The 18265-nt window shown below is 65.7% G+C and carries 14 protein-coding genes; 3 read left to right on the top strand and 11 right to left on the bottom strand.

Features of this window, described 5'->3' with window-relative positions:
• Nucleotides 1-36: 36 nt before the first annotated feature.
• The 8 genes from FDY95_RS02215 to FDY95_RS02180 form a co-directional block, all read right to left on the bottom strand.
• Nucleotides 37-1410: a DUF7033 domain-containing protein gene (locus tag FDY95_RS02215; RefSeq protein WP_138075077.1), complete on the bottom strand. Its 1374-nt coding sequence runs from the start codon at nucleotides 1408-1410 to the stop codon at nucleotides 37-39.
• A gap of 9 nt (nucleotides 1411-1419) precedes the next feature.
• On the bottom strand, nucleotides 1420-2742 hold the full coding sequence (locus FDY95_RS02210; protein WP_246073902.1) for a glycosyltransferase family protein: 1323 nt from the start codon (nucleotides 2740-2742) through the stop codon (nucleotides 1420-1422).
• 132 nt (nucleotides 2743-2874) lie between these two features.
• Nucleotides 2875-3585 carry a PIG-L deacetylase family protein gene (locus FDY95_RS02205; protein ID WP_138075076.1) on the bottom strand — a complete coding sequence of 237 codons (711 nt, stop codon included), beginning with the start codon at nucleotides 3583-3585 and terminating at the stop codon, nucleotides 2875-2877.
• The gene (locus tag FDY95_RS02200; protein WP_138075075.1) at nucleotides 3575-4513 is read right to left on the bottom strand and encodes a hypothetical protein; all 939 of its coding nucleotides are present in this window, start codon (nucleotides 4511-4513) and stop codon (nucleotides 3575-3577) included. The genes FDY95_RS02205 and FDY95_RS02200 overlap by 11 nt, the downstream gene beginning before the upstream one ends.
• Nucleotides 4514-4660: 147 nt before the next feature.
• On the bottom strand, nucleotides 4661-5710 hold the full coding sequence (pseI, locus tag FDY95_RS02195) for a pseudaminic acid synthase (protein WP_138075074.1): 1050 nt from the start codon (nucleotides 5708-5710) through the stop codon (nucleotides 4661-4663).
• A 10-nt stretch (nucleotides 5711-5720) separates the two neighbouring features.
• Nucleotides 5721-7304 (bottom strand): UDP-2,4-diacetamido-2,4,6-trideoxy-beta-L-altropyranose hydrolase, encoded by a 1584-nt coding sequence (gene pseG, locus FDY95_RS02190; protein ID WP_138075073.1) that lies wholly within the window; start codon nucleotides 7302-7304, stop codon nucleotides 5721-5723.
• Nucleotides 7301-8038, bottom strand: a complete 738-nt coding sequence (locus tag FDY95_RS02185) for a cytidylyltransferase domain-containing protein (protein ID WP_138075072.1) — start codon at nucleotides 8036-8038, stop codon at nucleotides 7301-7303. Before FDY95_RS02185 ends, pseG begins: the two co-directional genes overlap by 4 nt.
• The gene (locus FDY95_RS02180; RefSeq protein ID WP_138075071.1) at nucleotides 8023-8814 is read right to left on the bottom strand and encodes an SDR family NAD(P)-dependent oxidoreductase; all 792 of its coding nucleotides are present in this window, start codon (nucleotides 8812-8814) and stop codon (nucleotides 8023-8025) included. The genes FDY95_RS02185 and FDY95_RS02180 overlap by 16 nt, the downstream gene beginning before the upstream one ends.
• A gap of 166 nt (nucleotides 8815-8980) precedes the next feature.
• Between FDY95_RS02180 and FDY95_RS02175 the strand changes: the two genes are divergently transcribed.
• Nucleotides 8981-11065 carry a T9SS type B sorting domain-containing protein gene (locus FDY95_RS02175; protein ID WP_138075070.1) on the top strand — a complete coding sequence of 695 codons (2085 nt, stop codon included), beginning with the start codon at nucleotides 8981-8983 and terminating at the stop codon, nucleotides 11063-11065.
• Here FDY95_RS02175 and FDY95_RS02170 read toward each other — a convergent pair.
• The gene (locus tag FDY95_RS02170) at nucleotides 11062-11955 is read right to left on the bottom strand and encodes an aldo/keto reductase (RefSeq protein WP_138075069.1); all 894 of its coding nucleotides are present in this window, start codon (nucleotides 11953-11955) and stop codon (nucleotides 11062-11064) included. The two genes, FDY95_RS02175 and FDY95_RS02170, sit on opposite strands and share 4 nt — an antisense overlap.
• Nucleotides 11952-13127, bottom strand: a complete 1176-nt coding sequence (gene pseC / locus FDY95_RS02165; protein ID WP_138075068.1) for a UDP-4-amino-4,6-dideoxy-N-acetyl-beta-L-altrosamine transaminase — start codon at nucleotides 13125-13127, stop codon at nucleotides 11952-11954. Before pseC ends, FDY95_RS02170 begins: the two co-directional genes overlap by 4 nt.
• An 88-nt stretch (nucleotides 13128-13215) precedes the next feature.
• Between pseC and FDY95_RS02160 the strand changes: the two genes are divergently transcribed.
• Nucleotides 13216-15084, top strand: coding sequence for a T9SS type B sorting domain-containing protein (locus tag FDY95_RS02160; protein WP_138075067.1), 1869 nt, complete (start codon nucleotides 13216-13218; stop codon nucleotides 15082-15084).
• 72 nt (nucleotides 15085-15156) lie between these two features.
• Here FDY95_RS02160 and pseB read toward each other — a convergent pair whose 3' ends face one another.
• The gene (gene pseB / locus FDY95_RS02155; RefSeq protein ID WP_138075066.1) at nucleotides 15157-16176 is read right to left on the bottom strand and encodes a UDP-N-acetylglucosamine 4,6-dehydratase (inverting); all 1020 of its coding nucleotides are present in this window, start codon (nucleotides 16174-16176) and stop codon (nucleotides 15157-15159) included.
• A gap of 159 nt (nucleotides 16177-16335) precedes the next feature.
• Between pseB and FDY95_RS02150 the strand changes: the two genes are divergently transcribed.
• The gene (locus FDY95_RS02150; RefSeq protein WP_138075065.1) at nucleotides 16336-18222 is read left to right on the top strand and encodes a hypothetical protein; all 1887 of its coding nucleotides are present in this window, start codon (nucleotides 16336-16338) and stop codon (nucleotides 18220-18222) included.
• The last annotated feature ends 43 nt before the right edge of the window (nucleotides 18223-18265 follow it).

Below are 18265 nucleotides of genomic sequence, written 5' to 3'. Positions count from 1 at the left end.
CGTGGCTGTTGCCAGAACGACAAACTCACCAGTTCACTATTTCACCATCTCACAGATTGCCCGTCCCGTCAAGAAGGCGGTTTGGCGGCTGCGAAGGTAGGCCATGATGCGGTGGAACTCCCGCGGGCCGTTCACGGTGTTGGCCGGGTCGAAGTTTTCGTTGTGCCAGAGCAGGGTGAAGACGCCCCCGAACCGCTCGATTTCCTGCAGCATCGGCTCGATGGCGGGCAGGATTTCGTCGGGGGCCAGCTGCAGGTAGCGGGGGTGGTGCAGGGTGGCGTCCATCAGGTTCAGCGGAATTTCGAGGAAGCGGCAGGCTTCGCCTTCCTCAAAGTTGAACGGGTGGAAGGGCAGGCAGTAGCTGTGGCGGAAGCCGAAGTGCTCGGCGAAGCCCAGGGTGGAGTCGTACTCGAAACCGGTACTTTCTACCACGTGGGGCGTGATGCGCGGCTCCCAGCGCAGGTAATGAAAGCGGTTGCCGCGCGGTTTGACGGGCAGCATCTCAGTTTCCAGCCACAAGTCGGCCTCGTGGGTGTCGGTGCCTAAGCTGCCGTGGATAGCTATTTCGGCGCCCAGGTCGTGGAGCTGCCGAATCTGCTGTTGCACGGCAGGGGCACGCAGTCGGTAGTCGGCATTGGGCGTACCAGCGGGGCTCGGCCGGTGGTTGCCCAAAAAAAAGTACGTGCTCCGCGCTCCGTATTGGGCTACGGCTTGCTGTAGCTGCGCCAGATTGTCCCAGGCATCGGCGTGCGTGAAGCGCCGGCCAACCTGACGTAAAAAGTCGATAGCATTGACGCGCCGCAGCGCCGCCTTGGCCGGCTCCTTCCAGGCGCTGTACAGGTTGTCGATGTCGTGGGTGACGAAGGTGGCAAAGGGTGCGCCATCGGCCCAGCGGCGCGGGCGCAGCGGCCGGCCCGTTACGTGTTCCACGGCCCGGCGCAGCACGTCGAAGTAGTAATTAACTACCGGTACTTCCACAAAGCCGAAGAAGTCCTGCACGCTGGCCGCGAATGGAAAGCGGCCGTGCTGGTCGCGTTCCTCCGAGTAATATTCCTGCCAGCCGCTGAGCAGGTAAAAGGCGGCGGAAACGACGTCCACGTGGATTTCGGCCCGGCCCGGCGCCAGCGTGAGCAGCGGGCCGGTAGTACCCGGAGCAAAAAAGAACGGCAGTTCCCGACCCATCCACACCAGGAAAGCCGGCGGGGGTGCGTACGGCTCGGTGCCGCTGAAAAAATCCCCGGCCGCATCGGCTACTTCGATATCTGGCTGCGTGTCGGCGTAGCCAATGCTGGGCAGCCCGCCCTCGACTTCGTAGGCTAGGCGGAAATGCCGGAGCACGTAAGCCAGTCGGGTGTCGGCCGAAACGGGTGAGGCTTCCAGCGGCGGGAGCGGAGGAACAGGAGCAGCCATAGGCGCAAATTACGCCGCGCCGCCCTTCGCCAGCCAGGCGTCCAGCTCCCGCAGGGCCAGCTGCTGGCTGCGGCCTTCGTCGGGCGTGCCGAGGGTGGCGCAGTAATAGCCGGCGCGGCGGTAGTGGTCGGCGGGCTTGTGGGCCACGTAGCCGCGCAGCAGCTGGCCCAGCTCGTCCAGCGAAAAGGCGCGGTCCACCAGGCCGTGGGCGGCGTAGCCGTAGTAGTCATCGGCCACGCCGTGCTGGCCGAAGCGGTAGTACAGGCTCACCAGGTTTAGCAGGGTGGCTTCGAGGTGAGTGGAGGTGTCGGCCGCAATCAGCGCGTCGTGACGCTGCAGAAACTCAAACACCGACTCCTGCCGGGCATCCGAAAACGCGAGCTGTGGAAAGCGGGTGCGCAGCTCCTGGAAGCGGCGCGGGTCGCTGGGGTGGGCGCGGTAGGTGAACTGTAGCGCCGGAAACGCAGTCAGCAGGTACGTCACCGCCGCCTCGATGCCGGCCGTATCGTCCAGCGTATTCGTGGCCAGGGCTACGCGCTGCACCCGGGGCTGCTCGTTGCGTTGCCGCACAAAAGCGTCGGCCTTGGGCATGCCTACCAAGCGCGTCTGGCCCGGTACGGGGCCGCAGAGCCGGTATTTGTCCAGCGCGTCCTGGCCTTCGAGCAAACTCAGGTCGAAGCCCAGGGGCGGGAAGTTGGTGCTGACGCTGGCGTGCTGCACGTAGGCCGTGGGCACGCCCTCCCGGCGGCAGGCCAGCAGCAGGGCCCGGGCGTCGTCGTTGTGGTCGTTGGCGAAGACCACCGCCCGCGGCCGGTAGTGCCGCAGGGCCCGGCGGTACACCTCGTAGTAGCCGATGGCGTTGAAAATCAAGTCGAAGAAGCGCCAGGCCCGGCGCCCCTCCGTGCGCAGCAGCCCCACCAGTACCAGCGGCAGCTGCCAATAGTACAGCAGCTTGCGCCGCAGCGAAAGGCGGTTTACCTGCTGGTTGTAGCGCCCGATCTGCTTGGCCTGCCCGGCCAGCAGCACCGCGTCGGCCCGGTGCTCCTTGATGAAGCGTAGCGAGTCGTAGTTGTTCTGACTAACCACGTACAGCCAGACCGCCCCGCGCAGCTGCTCGGGGTTTTTGAAGGGTTTGAACACGTTCCCGACCAGCCGCAGGGCCGCGTAGCCCAGCACCTTGGCCAGGCGCTTGAGCGGGTTGCTGGGCGAAATCGACTCCAGTAGCGCCTTCGGAAACGCCTCGAAGTGGTCGGTGAAGCGCACGTACAGCAGGTCGCGCAGCCGGGTGGTGCGGGTAGGCGGAACGGCGTCGGTGGGAGTGAAGCGGGGCAAGGCGGGGTGTAGCGCGAACTTTCAGTTCTCGTTTAACAGAACAACGAATCAGAGCTGGATGCGGCCAATAAGCGTGTAATGCGCGAACTGAAAGTTGACGACGTTGACCTTCGGTTCGCGCCACCAGCGCTGCTACCCGATATGCCTCACCAGCATAAACGCCTCGGCAAACGGCTGGCCGATAACCACGCCCCAGCGCTGGGCCTGAATGCGCAGGGCCTCCGGGGAGCGGGGGTGCGGGTAGGGGCGCTTCTCAAACTCGTAGGCCTCCATACCGGTGATTTTGGCCTGCACGTCTTCTTCCGTCACGGCCAGGAAGACGTTCGGCAGAAACGGATTCGGATAGCTGGCCGCCTGCCATTCGGTGCTTGATGGCGTTTCGCAGGCCAGGATGGTGCGCATCGGCTCCCCCGGCACGGGGCGGCTGCCGGTCACCACGGCCTCGAAGGTGCGGCGGTGGTCAATGTTGGTGTCGCCGCCGTGGTGGGTGAAGATGTAGTCGGGCTGAAACTGCTCCTTCTCCTGCTCAAATACCTTCACCAGATCCAGCAAATTCACCGAGTCGAAGCGGTTGTCGGCGAAATCGTAGATACCGGTGGAGCTGTAGCCGATGGCCGCGGCGGCCCGCTCAATGTTGGAGCGGTGCACGCGTAGCTCCTCGGCCCACTTTTCCGGGTCGCGCACTTCCGAGCGGGAGGTGATGCCCTCACCCAGGATGACGGCGCGGGCCGTGCAGCCGTGGTGGTGAACCAGGCGGTGAATGGTGGCGCCCAACCCCAACAACTCGTCGTCGGGGTGAGCTACCACGACCAGGACTTTCTTCCCTTCGAAATCAAACGGCATCGGGCGAAACGGCTAGCAGGCGGCGGTATTCCTCGGGCAGTACCGAGCTAAATGGGCGGCCGGTGTAAAACTTGATGCCCCGGCGGCGAAGGAAGTCGCGGAAATCCTCCTCGACTTCGCCGAAGGCCCCGGCGGCTTGCATGGTCGTGAGGTCAAATACCACTTCGTTGCAGTAAATGCGCTGGCTGTCAGTATCGAAGCGCAGCGTTGCGGACAGCTGTTTGTAGGCAGCCAGCTCCTGGTAATCGGCCAGCACGCGCTCTACGAGCTGGTCGTTGCGCTGCTGGTCGTGGCTGGGGTACACGTTTTCGCGCAGAATCTTCACCGGAATGCCGCCCGCGAGGCAGCCGTCGGGCAGGTCCTTGTTGATGAGCGAGTTGGTGCCGATAACCACGTTGTTGCCGATGCGCCGGTTGGGCAGCACCGTCGACTTGGCGGGCAGCCACACCCGGTTGCCGATGCTCACCGGCCCGAAATCGGCCGGAAATCCTTCCAGAATGGGTAGGTAGGAGCCGTGCGTCCACACGGCCACGTCCTCGCCGATGCCCACGTACTCGCCGATGTCAATGCGGTGGTTGACGTTCAGCGTGATGCGGGCGCAGATCATGGAGTAGCCCCCAACCGTCAGGTGCGCGTCCTGGCTGAACTTGCCGCCGTGCCCCACCACCACGTTCGAGTCCCAGTACACGTACCGACCGACCTGCACCGTGCGGGCCGTCACGTTGTTCTGGTTGCCGAATATGGTCAGCTCCTCAATTTCCAGGCGCTGGCTCACCAGAAACACGTTGCCCGCGCCGATGCTCACGTTGTCGCCGATGATGCACTCCGAGGCCCGAATCGTGGTGTTCGGCCCGATGCGGAAGTTTGCGCCGATGCTCAGGCGGTCGGCAATGATGTAGCTGCCGTTATCGAATTTGCGGATTTCCATAGGTCGTCAAGATGGAAAAACAGAACGTCATGTCGCGCTTGTTGAGACATCTCGCTCGATAGTAATTCCTTCGTTGAACGAGGATTTTACCATCCAGGGGCAGCACGCGAGATGCTTCGCTGTGCTCTGCATGACGTTCAACATTGCTTACAACAAGTCCCAGCTCAGGGCGGTGCCGCGGCGCACGGCCTGGCGCACCGCACGGCCCAGCACCTGCTCCAGCAGGTGGGGCGGCAGGCCGTGGCCGGGCCGGATGACGCGCACGTTTTTGCGGGTCAGCGCTTCGCCGGCGGCCACGTCTTCCACCACGTAGATGGAGCGGCGGAAGGCCAGGGACTTCAGCTCGGCCTGGGTGGGGCCGTACTGCACGGTGCCCAGGGCCTGCTGCGCCTGCCGGCACTCCACTACTAGGCGTGCCATTTCCTCGGGCTCCATCGAGAAGGACGAGTCGGGGCCGCCGTCGGCGCGGCGCATGGTCAGGTGCTTTTCGATGACGACTGCGCCCATGACCGTGGCGGCTACGGCCACGCCGGTGCCCATGGTGTGGTCGGAGAGGCCCACGTGGCAGCCCAGCATCTGGCGCAGGTGCGGAATGGTGGCCAGGTTGGTATTGTGCGGCAGGGCGGGGTAGGTGCTGGTACACTTGAGCAGAATCACCTGCTCGTTGCCCTCGGCTCGGACGGCCTGCACCATGCGCTCCAGGTCGGCCAGATCGGCCATGCCGGTGCTGATGATGACAGGCTTGCCGGTGCGGGCGGCGTGGCGAATCAGCTCGGTCCAGTTGTTTTCGAAGGAGGCAATCTTGTAGGCCGGGCAGCCCACCGACTCCAGAAAATCAACGGCTTCGGTGCCGAAGGGGGAGCTGAAGGCCACCATGCCGTGCTCCCGGGCGCGGGCAAAAATGGCCGCGTGCCACTCGTAGGGGGTGTAGTTGGTGGTGTACAGCTCGTAGAGCGACTGGCCTTCCCAGTCCTGGTTGGCCCCGCGCACGATAAAGTCCGGCTCACGGCTGTTCAGCGTGAGCATGTCCGGCGTGCTGGTCTGAATCTTCAAACCCTGACAGCCCGCGGCAGCGGCGGCATCCACGATTTCCAGGGCTTTTTCCAAACTCTGGCCGTGGTTGCCCGACATTTCGGCAATGATGAACGGCGCGTGCCCCGCGCCGATGCGGTAGTCACCGATGAGTATATCCTGCATAGAAGCGCAACTAAGCGGGCGAACCGAATGCGGCCGCCGCGTGCAAAAATACGTCGTAGGGCTCATCGTGCAGCCGCCTGGTGCCCCAGCGCCGAAAGCCCAGCCGCTCAAACACCCGCGCCGAGGCCTCGTTCTGCGGTTTCACCTGGCCGACCACTGTCCAGTCGCCCGCCCGATCCTGCCGCAGCTGCTGCAGTGCCCGGTGCAGAATGGCCGTACCCAGTCCGCGCCCGCGCCAAGCCGCATCCACCGAGTAGTCGATAATGCCGGAGGCGGCAACATGCTCACCGTCAAACTCGATGCGCACCTGCCCGACCGGCGTGCCGTCCTGCTCCAGCACGTAGAGGTAGGCGGCCGAGTCGGCGAGGCGGCGGCCAAACCAGCCGACGTGCCCTTCCCACTCGATGGGCTCGGTATGCACCGCGTTCCGGCGCACGGCCGGGTCGTTGGCCCAGTCGAAGTACAGCCGGGCATCGTCGGCCGTGGCGCGGCGGATGGTGAGGCCGTCGGGGGCCGCCGTTGAAGGGCTGGCGGCGGAAGTTGCTACAGCGCCTTGCTCGGCCGGCGAATCAGCAGCTGCCAGCTCCGCAAAAGCCCGCCGGATGCGCTCGGCCACGCGGCCGTCGAAGTGCTGGTGCTGGGCTAGGCGCATGCGTTCGGCCACGCGGGCCGCTTCGCCGGAGGTCAGCACGTTGGCGGCCGAGTGGTAGGGCAGGGCCAGGCCCTGCTCGCGCAAAAACCGGTCGATGCCGCGCTGATTATCGGCCAGGGGCTGGGTGAACAGCAGGCCGCCGCCGCTGGCGCAGTACTCGTAGCTGACGGTGCTGGGGGCGCACACGGCCGCTCCGCAGAGCTGCATCAGCGCCACTAGGTCGGCCGCCGCGAGGTTGCGGTGCAGCAGCAGGCGGGGCTGGTCGGTGGCCCACTGCTGCAGGGCGTCCCAGCCCTGGTAAGCGCTGCCGACTACGGCATTGACCTGCCGCACCGATGCCAGCGCCAGCAACGCTTCGGCCACGCGCTGGGTTTGCTGCGACGGGTCGGCGCCACCCAGGCAGATCAGGATGGTATCGGGCTCGGCGGGTTGTCGTTTGGCGGCCGAAGCAGCAGCAGCCAGGAAGGCGGGGCGCAGCGGGGCGTAGGCCGGGCCGCTCAGCAGTCGGGCGCCGGGCTGGCGCAGGTCGTAGTCAGCCGCCGATACGCCGCCGGCGGGATTGATAACCAGATTGGCCGCCGAGGGGAAGCTGTGCAGGTCGTCGAGGCAGACGAGCCGGGCCACGTGCGGGCGCACGTCCTGCTGATAGTTGTACTCGAAGCCGTAGCCATCAAGAATCAGAATGTCATCGGGTTGTAGGACGTGCTGTGCTAACCATGCTGGCTCCCCGGCGGCCGGCTGGGCAGTCATTTCCACCACCTCATCCACCGCAGCCGTCAGTAGCGCCAGCAGCTCAGCGGAGGGCTCCTGGATGACGAACGTGGTGCGAAAATCCGGGCGCAGCATATCGGCCAGGGCCAGCAGGCGCATCACGTGGCCCAGGCCGATGCGCGGGTTGCCGTCGGCGCGCAGCACCAAGCGGGGCAGATCGGGGCGGCTCATACTTTTACCTGTTGGTTGTCATGATTGATGAAGCGCAGCCAGGGTTGCGCGGCCAGCAGCTGCCCCACCTCGGCCAAGCCAAAACCGGCGGGCAGGGTGGTAAACAGCAGGTGCAGCAGGGCGTAGTCGCTCGGATAATCCAGGGTCAGCCGCAGATCAGCCGGGGCGCCCGGGGCCGTCAGCGGCAGCGTCTGCAGCCGAAACAGCTCGGGGTGGCGGCGCAGGTAGGGCGTCACGTGTTCCCGCTCCTCGGGTTGCCGGGCCTCGGCAGCGGCCCGATCCAAAGCGGCCCGCCCGATGATTTCCAGGTTGGTTCCCAGTGGCAGGCCGGTCGTGAGCGTGTAGTCGGCGGCGGCGGCGAGGTGGCTGCGCACGGCTTCATCGAGGTACTGCGGGTCGAGGGCTGGGTTGTCGCCGGTGAGCCGCACGATGACGTCGAGCCGGTGCTCGACGGCGGCTTGCTGGAAGCGCCCCAGCACATCGGCCTCGTCGCCGCGGAATACGGGTGCGCCCAGGGCCGCCGCCGCGGTGGCCAGCACGTCGTCGGCGGGCAAGGTGGAGGTGGCTACCACGGTGGTATGCAGGGTGGTGGCGCGGCCGGCGCGGGCCAGCACCTGCGCCAGCACCGTGGTCGGGCCGCCCAGCGGCAGGGGCATCAGCGCCTTGCCCGGCAGGCGCATCGAACCCATGCGCGCCTGCAGCAGCGCCCCGATGCGCGTTACTTGATGGTCCATCCGCCGTCGACAACTAAGTTGTGGCCCGTCACGAAATCCGAGGCCCGGGACGCCAGAAACACAAACGAGCCGGCCAGGTCCTGGGGCTGCCCGATGCGGCCCAGCGGAATGCGCCGGCTGAGCTGCTCCACGAACTCGGTGCTCTGCTCCTGCACCGCCGGGCTGGGAAAGGCGCCCGGCGTGACGCAGTTGACCTGGATGTTTTCGGGGCCGAGGTAGGAGGCGAAGTACTTGGTGAGCTGAATCACGCCGGCTTTGGCCGCCCCGTAGTGCGGCGGGTTGGTGAATTGGGGCGTGGCTTCATAAGCCGAAAAGTCGGGCGCCACTACGCCGTACATCGAGGCCACGTTGATGATTTTGCCGCCGCCGCGCCGCCGCAGGTAGGGCAGCGCCTCACGGATGCAGCGGTAAGTGCTAACCAGAGAACCGTCGAGGCCGAGGGCAAACTCCTCATCCGTCAGCTGGTCGGGGCGGCTGCCGCGGCTGTAGAAGGCGTTGTTGATGAGCACCGCGGGCAGCCCGTAATGCGCCTCCACGGCCGCCAGCGCGGCCTGCACGGAGGCGGTGTCGGCTACGTCGCAGAACTGAAAGTGGATGGTGGATTCGGCCGTGAAAGTGGTTTGGAAGGTCGCTTCGTCGCGGCCGAGCACGACTACGCTAGCGCCGTGAGTCGCCAGGCCGCGGGCTATGGCCTGGCCCAGGTAGCCGTAGCCGCCGGTGAGCAGTACGAGCTGGCCGCGCAGGGAAAACAGATTGGCAAATGATAAATTGGACATGCTGAAATCCGCTGGAAGAGGCTGTCCATCGTTTCGGACAGGGGAAAGCGGGTGCGGGCGCAAAGGTGACAAAATCACAGAACTGATGCCGATCAACCTATCTTTGTCGGTTGCTTACCGTGGCTAACAGGTCTATTTCCTGATTTTTTAATTCTACTTCGGCGCGATGCCTAACAATTATTATTGGCTGCTGCTGGCGCTGTGGCTTACCTCTGGCTGGCTTGGCGTGCGCGGCCAGGGCTACAACAACAACTGGTATTTCGGTACCCAAGCCGGGCTGACGTTCAGCAGCGGTACTCCCGCGCCGCTCACCAACGGTCAGCTGACTTCCTACGAAGGCTGCGCCTCGATTTCCGACGCCACAGGTACGCTACAGGCCTATAGCCACGGCGTCACAATCTGGAACCGCAGCCACCAACCCATGCCCAACGGCACCGGTATGGGCGGCCATGAGTCGGCTTCGCAGGCGTGCATGTTTCTGCCCTACCCGGGCCAGCCCAGCAAGTTCGTTTATCTGATTGTCGATGCTATCGACAACAACCTGGTGTACGGCTTGCGCTATTCGGTGCTCGATATGACCTTGCAGAACGGGCTGGGGGACGTGACGGCAACAAAGAACGTACGCCTGCCGACCCCAACGCTTACGGGCAAGGTGACGGAAAAACTTACGGCGGCCTTGCACGCCAACGGCCGAGACTATTGGATTATCGTGAAAGGCTGGCAAAATAATGAGTTTTACAGCTTTCTGCTCAGTCCCAGCGGGGTCAGCAGCACGCCGGTCATCAGCGCCGCCGGGCCAGTACACCAAGGTGGCGGCAGCTTCTTCGGGGCTGGCAATGCCGTTGGCTGCATGCGGGTATCACCGGATGGGCAATGGCTAGCTCTGGCCCAGCGCGACAACGAGTTTGCCCTACACAACTTCAACAACGCTACAGGTGTAGTGTCGAACTACGTCCGATTAGGTGCGTTCGGCTACAACTACGGCGTGGAGTTTTCCCCGAACAGCTCGCGCCTGTACTGTGCCGCCAGCCCATTCGGTAGCATCGGCCAATACAACTTGCAGGCTGGCGCGCTGACGCAGATTGCGGCTTCGCGGGTCACTATCTACAGCGGCGACATCAGCAGCCTGCAGCGCGGCCCCGATGGCAAAATCTACGGCGCTATGTTGTTCAATGGCAACATCAGCGTCATTGATAACCCTGATGCATTGGGTACGGCCTGTAACCTGCGGGTAGCAGGCGTGCCGCTGGGCGGCCGCCAAAGCCAGAATGGCCTGCCCAATTATCCTAATGCCTTTGCCCGCAACGTAGTGCTGTCAATTGCCTTAACGGCTACTCCGGCCTGCCTGCCCAGTCCGTTCACTTTCGTGGGCACCGCGTCGGGTTTTGTGACGGGCAGTACGTATACCTGGAATTTTGGCGACCCGACTTCCGGCGCGGCCAATACTGCCACGGGACTTACGGCGTCACACGTATTTTCCGGGCCGGGGACGTATACCGTGACGCTGCTAGGAACCTCGCCGGATGGCACCGCCAGCGCGACGCAAACGGTTACCGCTGCGGCCCCGCCCGCCTTCAGCCTTGGGCGTGACACGACCGTGTGCCTCACCCAACCGTTTGTGCTGCGGCCAACGCCTGCGCAACCTGGTGGCACCACTTACCGCTGGCAGGACGGCTCGACTGGGGCCACTTACGCCGCAGCGTTGCCGGGCATTTACTCGGTGGAAATTACCCGCAACGGCTGCAGCAGCCGCGACGAAATCATCGTGACGGGGGCCGCTGCTCCCAGCTTCTCCCTCGGGCCCGACACGCTCGTCTGCCTGGAAAAGCCCTTGGTGCTGCGGCCGCGCGCTGCGCAGCCGGCCGGTTCCACGTACCGCTGGCAGGATGGCTCGACGGCGGCGACCTTTACCGTCACCGAGCCCGGTACCTACTGGCTGGAAATCAGCCGTAACGGCAGCTGCAGCGGCCGCGATGAAATCAGCGTCGGCAACCAGTGCCCGGTGGTCATTCCGAACATCATCACGCCCGACGATGGCGACCAGCTCAACCAGACGTTCAAACTCAAAGGGCTGATTGCCGCGGAATGGTCGTTGGAAATCTATAACCGCTGGGGCAGGGAAGTTTACCAGGTAAGCCGCTACGACAACAGCTGGAGTGCCGACAAGCAGCCGGCCGGCGTCTATTACTACCACCTGCGCCACAACGCCACGGGGCAGATGTACCGGGGCTGGGTGAAGGTAATGCGCTAACCTCGCGGCGGCCAGCGGTAGGGCAGAATCAGCTCCTCCGTGGTTTCGGCCAGCTCGGCCAGGGCCGGGCGCAGGGCCGTGAAGGCCGGCAGGTAGTGCTCGGCCGCTACGTTGGCCCGCAGGTTGGCCACCGTATCGACGCCGATAACGACGCGGGCCACGCCGGGCGCGGTGGCCGCGAAGAGCAGCAAGGCGGCTTCGAGCGGCATGCCGGCCGCCGCCGCCAGCGCGCGTAGCCGCGTCAGCCGGGGCCGCAACGGCTCGAAGTAGGTCGGGAGCGTATCGAGCGGACGCAGCAGCAGGCCCTGCAGAAACGCCGAGCGCACGTGCACTTCCACGCCGCGTTCGGCCAGGGCCGGCAGCACCGCCTCGAAGCGCTGGTCGAGCACGTTGTAGGGCACCTGCAACAGGTCCACGTCCCAGCCCCGGCGGTCGAGCAGCCACTGGGCCTGCCAGGGATGGTAGAGCGAAATGCCGATGCGGGTGGTCAGGCCGGCGGCGCGGCTGGCCTGCAGGCCCTGCCAGGCCGGCAGTTGCTGCTGCAGGGCGTTGAAATCGTGGAAGAGCACCCCGTACACCCGCGTCAGCTGCAGCCGCCCGAGGCTGGCCTGCACCGCCGCCCGCACCACGGCCGGCGCGGCCGCCGCCACTTTGGTCACTACCTCGAACGGGGCTTCCGGGTGCTGGCTGAGCCACTGGCCCAGGCGCGCCTCACTGTCGCCGTAGGCCGCGGCGGTGTCGAGCAAGGTCAGGCCGGCCGCCTGGGCTTCGGCCAGCACGGCGGCCACGGCGTCGTCGTTGGGGCGGCCCTGGGTGTTGTTGATGCCGTAGGCCAAGCCGAACTGCGCCGTGCCCAGGGCCAGCTTCTGCCGAAATTCCGCCGCCGTCATTGGCCCACAAACTCGCGCACGCAGTCGATGACGTACTGCTGCTCCTCGTCGGTAAGGCTGGGGAACATGGGCAGGCTCAGGCAGCGGGCGTAGTAGGCCTCGGCCGCCGGAAAGTCGCCGGGCTGCCAGCCCAGCTGCTGGTAGTAGGGCATGGTGTGCACCGGGATGTAGTGCACCTGGGCGAAAATCTGCTTGCCGCGCAGAAAGTCGTAGAGCCCGCGCCGGTCCTGCACCTGGATGACGTAGAGGTGGTAGGCGTGGCCCGCGGCGCCGGCCAGCGGCGTCACGCCGGGCGTCTGGGCAAAGGCCGCGTCGTACTGCCGGGCCAGCTGGCGGCGGCGGGCCAGGCCTTCGTCGGCCCGCTCCAGCTGGCTGATGCCCAGGGCGCAGAGCATGTCGGGCATGCGGTAGTTGTAGCCCAGCTCCTGCATTTCGTAGTACCAGCCGCCCTCGTCGGGGTGCTGCAGGCGGCCCGGGTCGCGGGTGATGCCGTGGGTGCGCAGCAGCAGGAGCTGCTCGTACAGGTCGCGGCGGTTGGTGGTAATCATGCCGCCCTCGCCGGTGGCAATGTGCTTGACGGGGTGAAACGAGAAGATGGCCAGCTCGGCCAGTTGCCCGTTGCCGCAACGCTGCTCCCGGCCCTGGTCATCGGTGAAGAAGCCGCCGGGCGCGTGGCAGGCATCCTCGATCAGCCAGAGCCCGAACTCGTCGGCCAGCTGCCGGGCCGCCTGCAGATTCACGGGCAGGCCGGCGAAATCCACCGGAATCAGGCCGTGGAAGTAGCCCTTGGGGTGGCTTTCGAGCAGGCTACGTACCGCTTGCAGGTCGATGAGGGCCGTTTCCGGGTCGATGTCGGCGAAGTGCACCTCGCCGCCGCAGTAGCGCACGCAGTTGGCCGAGGCGGCGAAGGTGATGGGCGTGGTGATGACGCGCTGCCCCGGCTGCACCCCCAGCGCCAGCGCGCACAGGTGCAGGGCGGCCGTGCCGTTGCTCACCGCCACGGCGTACTCCACGCCGATGTATTGGGCGAAGCGGCGCTCAAACTCGGCCACCTGCGGGCCCTGGGTCAGGAAGTCGGAGTGCAGGGTGCTGATGACGGCCTGCACGTCGGCGTCGGTGATGTGCTGGCGGCCGTAGGGGATGGGGCGGGTCGGGGTGAAGGAAAGGCGCATGATGATCAAAAGTACACGCTGGAGGCTGGGAAACCGTTTTCGCTGCCGTAGTTTTACCGGCCCACCAGCAGATAGGGCCTTATAGCACGTGAAAATTAAGCAGCAATTCTTCAGGCTTTACCTAGCCGTGGTGCTATGCACGTTCCTGGTCCAGCCGGCCCTGGCTCAGCGCGAGTTTTACCACTGGTACTTCGGCAACCGGGGCGCGTTCCGGCTGCAGCCGGGTGGGCCGCCCGCAGGAGTGAGCGGCAGCGTGATGAACACTCAGGAGGGCTGCGCGTCGGTGGCCGACAAGCACGGTAACCTGCTGCTCTACACCAACGGCGAAGCCATCTGGGACCGTACCAACACGCTCATTCCGCTCAGCGGCTTGGGCGGCAGTGGCTCCGCCACGCAAGGGTCGCTGATTGTGCGGCAGCCCGGTAGCCAGACGCGGTATTACGTGTTTGCCGTTGAGGCGGTGGAGCAGTGGACCAGCGGGCCGAACGTCGCCGGGTTTCGCTACGGCGTGGTCGATATGAGCTTGCGCAACGGCTTAGGCGGCATGGCCGGGCCCAGCGGGGTGAGGGTGCCGCTACCACCCAACAACCACGCCGCCGAGCAGGTGTTGGCCGTGCGGCAGGCCAACGGGGTGGACTACTGGATTGTGGTGCACGGCGGCAATACCAACGCGTATTTTGCCTTTCCGCTGACGGCGGCGGGGCTGGGCACAGTGCCGGTGGTGAGCCAGGTGGGAGCCGTGCGCCAGGAGGGCGGCTTCACAGCCAGCGGATGCGCCAAAGCGTCGCCCGACGGCACCCAGCTGGCGGCGGCATTTTACCGCTCGCACTTCGAGCTGCTCGACTTCGACCCGGCAACCGGGCAGGTTAGCAATGCGCGGCGGCTGGATGCCTACGTGCCGCCGAGCCTGGGCCAGACAGCATACGGCGTCGAGTTTTCGCCCGACGGCACCAAGCTATACCTGACCGGCGGCTATCAATCCTTGTTGCAGGGCGTGTATCAACTCGACTTGACCAATAACTTCGCCTGCGTAAAAGTCGACCCGTACACCACGGGCGCACCGTATACCGGCCTGCAGCTGGGCCCCGACGGCCGCATCTACACCGCCGTGTGCACCGGTCCCGGCATCGATGTCATCACCGAGCCCGACCGGCCCGGCGCGGCCTGCGGCTTCCGCACCCGGGCCGTCGTGCTGCCGACGGGCTACGTGGTGTTTGGCATCACCAACTTTCCCACCCCCGATTTCCTAGCGCCCCGGCACGTGGCTTTGCAGGGGGCCACTCGCGTGTGCACCGGTGAGCCGGCTGCGTTTGGCTGTGTCGCTTCCGGCGCGGCCGTGGTGAGTTGGGACTTCGGCGACGGGGCCGTGGAACCGGCCGGCACCACACGCACAGTTCACCTGTACACCCGCCCCGGGCGTTACCTCGTCGGGGTAACGGTGGCCGATACCGCCGGCGCGGTGCTGCGGGCGTACCACCCGGTATGGGTAAGGGCTGCGCCGGTCGTTGACCTGGGCCCGGGAGAGCAGGAGGCCTGCGCCGAGCGGCCCTTGGTGCTCGACGCCCGGCAGCCCGACAGCGTAGCTGTGCGCTGGTCCGACGGCTCCATGACACCCACCCTGACGGTGACGACCTCGGGGACATACTGGGTGGAGGTGCGCACGCCCGGCGGTTGCCGCGCCGCCGATACGGTGCGGGTAACGGTGCGACCTTGCATCGTACCCAACATCATCACCCCCGACGGCGACGGGCTCAACGACACATTCGTGTTGCGCGGCCTGGAGCCGGGCATCTGGACGCTGCGCGTATTCAACCGCTGGGGGCGGCTGGTGAACCAAACCACTCAATACCGCAACGAGTGGCAGGCGCACGGGCAGCCGGCCGGGGTGTACTACTACGAACTGCTTTCCCCCCGCACCGGCCAGCGCCTCAAGGGCACGGTGGAAGTGGTGCGCTGATAACTGCTGCTACGAAAAAAAGCCCGGCTGTTGGTCGCAGCCGGGCTTTTTCGTGGATTGTCGAATCGCGGCTTATGCCTGAAACGTGGGGTCGACGTGCACGCGGATTTCCTCGCGCAGCTGCTCGGCGCTCAGCCACTCGGTGTTGTTGGCCGAGTCGTAGTGGAAGCCCAGCGGCACGCGCTGCCCGCCGAAGTGCTGGATAAACTTGTCGAGGCTCCACGGCGGCGTGGCGGGCAAAATGACGTAGTAGCGGTCCAGCTCCACGGTGCTCAGCGCGTCGGTTTCCGTAATCATTTCCTCGTGCAGCTTCTCGCCGGGCCGGATGCCCACGATTTCCTGCTGGCACTCGGGCCCGATGGCCGTGGCCAGCTCGGTGATTTTGTAGGAGGCAATCTTCGGCACGAAAATCTCACCGCCCCAGGCGTGCTCCAGCGCGTAGAGCACCAGGTCGACGCCCTCTTCCAGCGAGATGTTGAAGCGCGTCATGTCGGGGTGGGTGATGGGCAATACCCCCTTGTGGCGCTGCTGCAGGAAAAAGGGCACCACCGAGCCGCGCGAGCCGATAACGTTGCCGTAGCGCACCACCGAGAAGCGCAGGTCGCGGGCGCCCTTCATGTTGTTGGCCGCCACAAACAGCTTGTCGGAGCAGAGCTTGGTGGCGCCGTACAGGTTGATGGGGGCGGCGGCTTTGTCGGTGCTCAGGGCTACCACGTCCTTCACGCCGCAGTCCAGGGCGGCGTTAATCACGTTTTCGGCCCCGAAGATGTTGGTCTTGATGCACTCCATCGGGTTGTACTCGGCGGCGGGCACCTGCTTGAGGGCCGCGGCGTGCACAATGATGTCGATGCCCTCGCAGGCGCGCTTCATGCGCTCCGCGTCGCGCACGTCGCCGATGAAGTAGCGCATGGCCGGGTACTTCTCGACGGGGAAGTGCTGGGCCATCTCGTACTGCTTCAGCTCGTCGCGCGAAAACACGACGAGGCGTCGGATCTGCGGAAATTGGTCGAGCACCGTTTGCACGAACTGTTTGCCGAACGAACCGGTGCCGCCGGTTACCAGGATGGATTTATGGTTGAGGTCGAGGGCCATGTAAATTATGCAGTGCCAGCCGGCGGGGTGGGCGGCGGCAAGGGCGCAAAAGTAGGCAATCTTTGCACCACAGTTGTCAGTTGTTAGTTGCGAGTTGTCAGTCCTGGTTGGTCCTGGCAACTCGCACCTGATAACCGGCAACGATACTAGAACCTCCCGATGGCGCCCGATCTGACCACTGACAACTTCCAACTGTCAACTGAAAACCCCGTCAAGCTCATCATCTGGGACCTGGACGACACGTTCTGGCGCGGCACGCTCTCGGAAGGCGAAATCGAAGCCGTTGCCGACCACGTGGAGCTGGTGCGCGCCACGGCGGCCCGCGGCATCATCCACACCGTGGTCAGCAAAAACGACCTGGCCCCGGCCGAAGCCAAGCTCCAGGAGCTGGGCGTGCGCGACCTGTTCGTGTTCCTGCGAGTGAGCTGGCAGCCCAAAGGACCGATTATCAAACAGCTGCTGGAAGACATGCAGCTGCGCGCCCCCAACGCGCTGTTCCTCGACGACAACCCCATCAACCGGGCCGAAGCGCTGCACTACAACCCCCGGCTGCAGGTAGCCGACCCCGCCGACCTGCCCCGCCTCGCGCCCGCGCTGCTGGCCCTCGGCCAGCCCGACCCCGGCTACGCCCGCCTGGAGCAGTACCGCCTGCTGGAGCGCCAGCAGCAGGCCCGCGCCGACTACCAGGGCGACAACCTGGCCTTCCTGCGCGACGCCCAGGTGCGGGTGGAGCTGCGCGAGGGCAAAGACGCCGTGTGGCCCGACTTCAACCGCGTCGATGAGCTGATTAACCGCTCCAACCAGCTGAACTACACCAAGAAGCGGGTGGTATACCAGCAGCTGGAAGCCCGCTTGGAGGCCACGCGCCTGCGCTGGGGCACCGTGCGCGTCCGCGACCGTTTCGGCGACTACGGCCTGGTGGGCGTGTACGCCCTGAACACCTTCACCAACGAGCTGGAGCAGTTCACCTTCAGCTGCCGCATCCTGCACCTGGGCGTGGAGCAATGGACGTACGCCTACTTGGGTTTTCCGAAGCTCGACGTGCAGGGCGACGTAGCCACTCCGCTCAACCAGACCGAGCAGCCCGACTGGATTACGCTGGAAACCCCGGCCGAAGCCGCGCAGGGCCGCGAAGCCGCCGCCCTGCCGCCGGGCGCCGACCACGGCCGCCTGCGCATCCTGCTCAAGGGCGGCTGCGACCTGGGCCAGCTCACGCCCTACCTGCAGACTTACCAGGTCGACGTGACCGAGGACTTCAACTACGTCAACGACCAGCAGGTGCCGGTGCACACCGAGCACACCGAGCTGCTGCGCCTGAGCCAGACGCTGCCCGCCGCCGAGCAGCACCGCCTGGCCGACGCGCTGCCCTTCCTCGACCGCGAAGCCTTTCAGCCCCGGCTCTGGCAGCCCGGTCCCGGCTACGACGCGGTGGTGTACAGCCCGCTGATGGACTACACCCAGGACCTGTACCGCGAAAATGCCACCGGCCTGCTGATTCCCTTCGGCGGCTACCAGGACCTGACCCAGGTCGACCCCGCCGCCCAAGCCCGGCGCTACGCCCAGCGCAAGTTTCGCGGCATGGACGAAGCCTGGCTGCGCCGCTTCCGCGAGCAGTTCAGCTACGCCGGCCCGCTCACGCCCGAGCGGTTCCAGGAGAACCTGCAGTGGCTGCGCCAGCAGCTACCGGCCGCGGTGCCGCTCATCCTGCTCACCGGCGCCGAGGTGGAAGTGCCCGGCTCGCCCGAACCCGGCGCCGTGCAGCGCCACCAGCAGATGAACGCCGCCCTGCTCGACTTCGCCGCCCGCACCCCCAACGTGCTGGTAATCGACGTGCGCGAGGTGGTGCGCACCCGCGCCGACGTGACCAACAACCTGCGCCACTACCAGCGGCCGCTTTACAAAGCCCTGGCCGAAAAGCTGGCCGCCGAGCTGGCCCAGTGGCAGGGCGGCCAGTTGCGCCGTTCACCCCTGGGGCAACTGCGGGCCGCCCTGCTGGATGCCATGCCCAAGCCCGTGCGCAAGGTGTGGGACCGGCTGACGCAGTAACGTGCAGCGAACGGTCGATGTAGCGCGAACGTTTAGTTCGCGT

The sequence above is a fragment of the Hymenobacter jeollabukensis genome, assembly GCF_005771675.1.
Taxonomy (GTDB): Bacteria; Bacteroidota; Bacteroidia; order Cytophagales; family Hymenobacteraceae; genus Solirubrum; species Solirubrum jeollabukense.
Note: the sequence above shows the minus strand (reverse complement) of the source record. Positions and strands in the feature narration are given on the sequence as shown.

Bases quoted from the DNA above. Each gene is read 5' to 3' on its own strand.
- FDY95_RS02215 (WP_138075077.1), bottom strand. From the start codon at position 1,410: ATGGCTGCTCCTGTTCCTCCGCTCCCGCCGCTGGAAGCCTCACCCGTT.
- FDY95_RS02205 (WP_138075076.1), bottom strand. From the start codon at position 3,585: ATGCCGTTTGATTTCGAAGGGAAGAAAGTCCTGGTCGTGGTAGCTCAC.
- FDY95_RS02200 (WP_138075075.1), bottom strand. From the start codon at position 4,513: ATGGAAATCCGCAAATTCGATAACGGCAGCTACATCATTGCCGACCGC.
- pseI (WP_138075074.1), bottom strand. From the start codon at position 5,710: ATGCAGGATATACTCATCGGTGACTACCGCATCGGCGCGGGGCACGCG.
- pseG (WP_138075073.1), bottom strand. From the start codon at position 7,304: ATGAGCCGCCCCGATCTGCCCCGCTTGGTGCTGCGCGCCGACGGCAAC.
- FDY95_RS02185 (WP_138075072.1), bottom strand. From the start codon at position 8,038: ATGGACCATCAAGTAACGCGCATCGGGGCGCTGCTGCAGGCGCGCATG.
- FDY95_RS02180 (WP_138075071.1), bottom strand. From the start codon at position 8,814: ATGTCCAATTTATCATTTGCCAATCTGTTTTCCCTGCGCGGCCAGCTC.
- FDY95_RS02175 (WP_138075070.1), top strand. From the start codon at position 8,981: ATGCCTAACAATTATTATTGGCTGCTGCTGGCGCTGTGGCTTACCTCT.
- FDY95_RS02170 (WP_138075069.1), bottom strand. From the start codon at position 11,955: ATGACGGCGGCGGAATTTCGGCAGAAGCTGGCCCTGGGCACGGCGCAG.
- pseC (WP_138075068.1), bottom strand. From the start codon at position 13,127: ATGCGCCTTTCCTTCACCCCGACCCGCCCCATCCCCTACGGCCGCCAG.
- pseB (WP_138075066.1), bottom strand. From the start codon at position 16,176: ATGGCCCTCGACCTCAACCATAAATCCATCCTGGTAACCGGCGGCACC.
- FDY95_RS02150 (WP_138075065.1), top strand. From the start codon at position 16,336: ATGGCGCCCGATCTGACCACTGACAACTTCCAACTGTCAACTGAAAAC.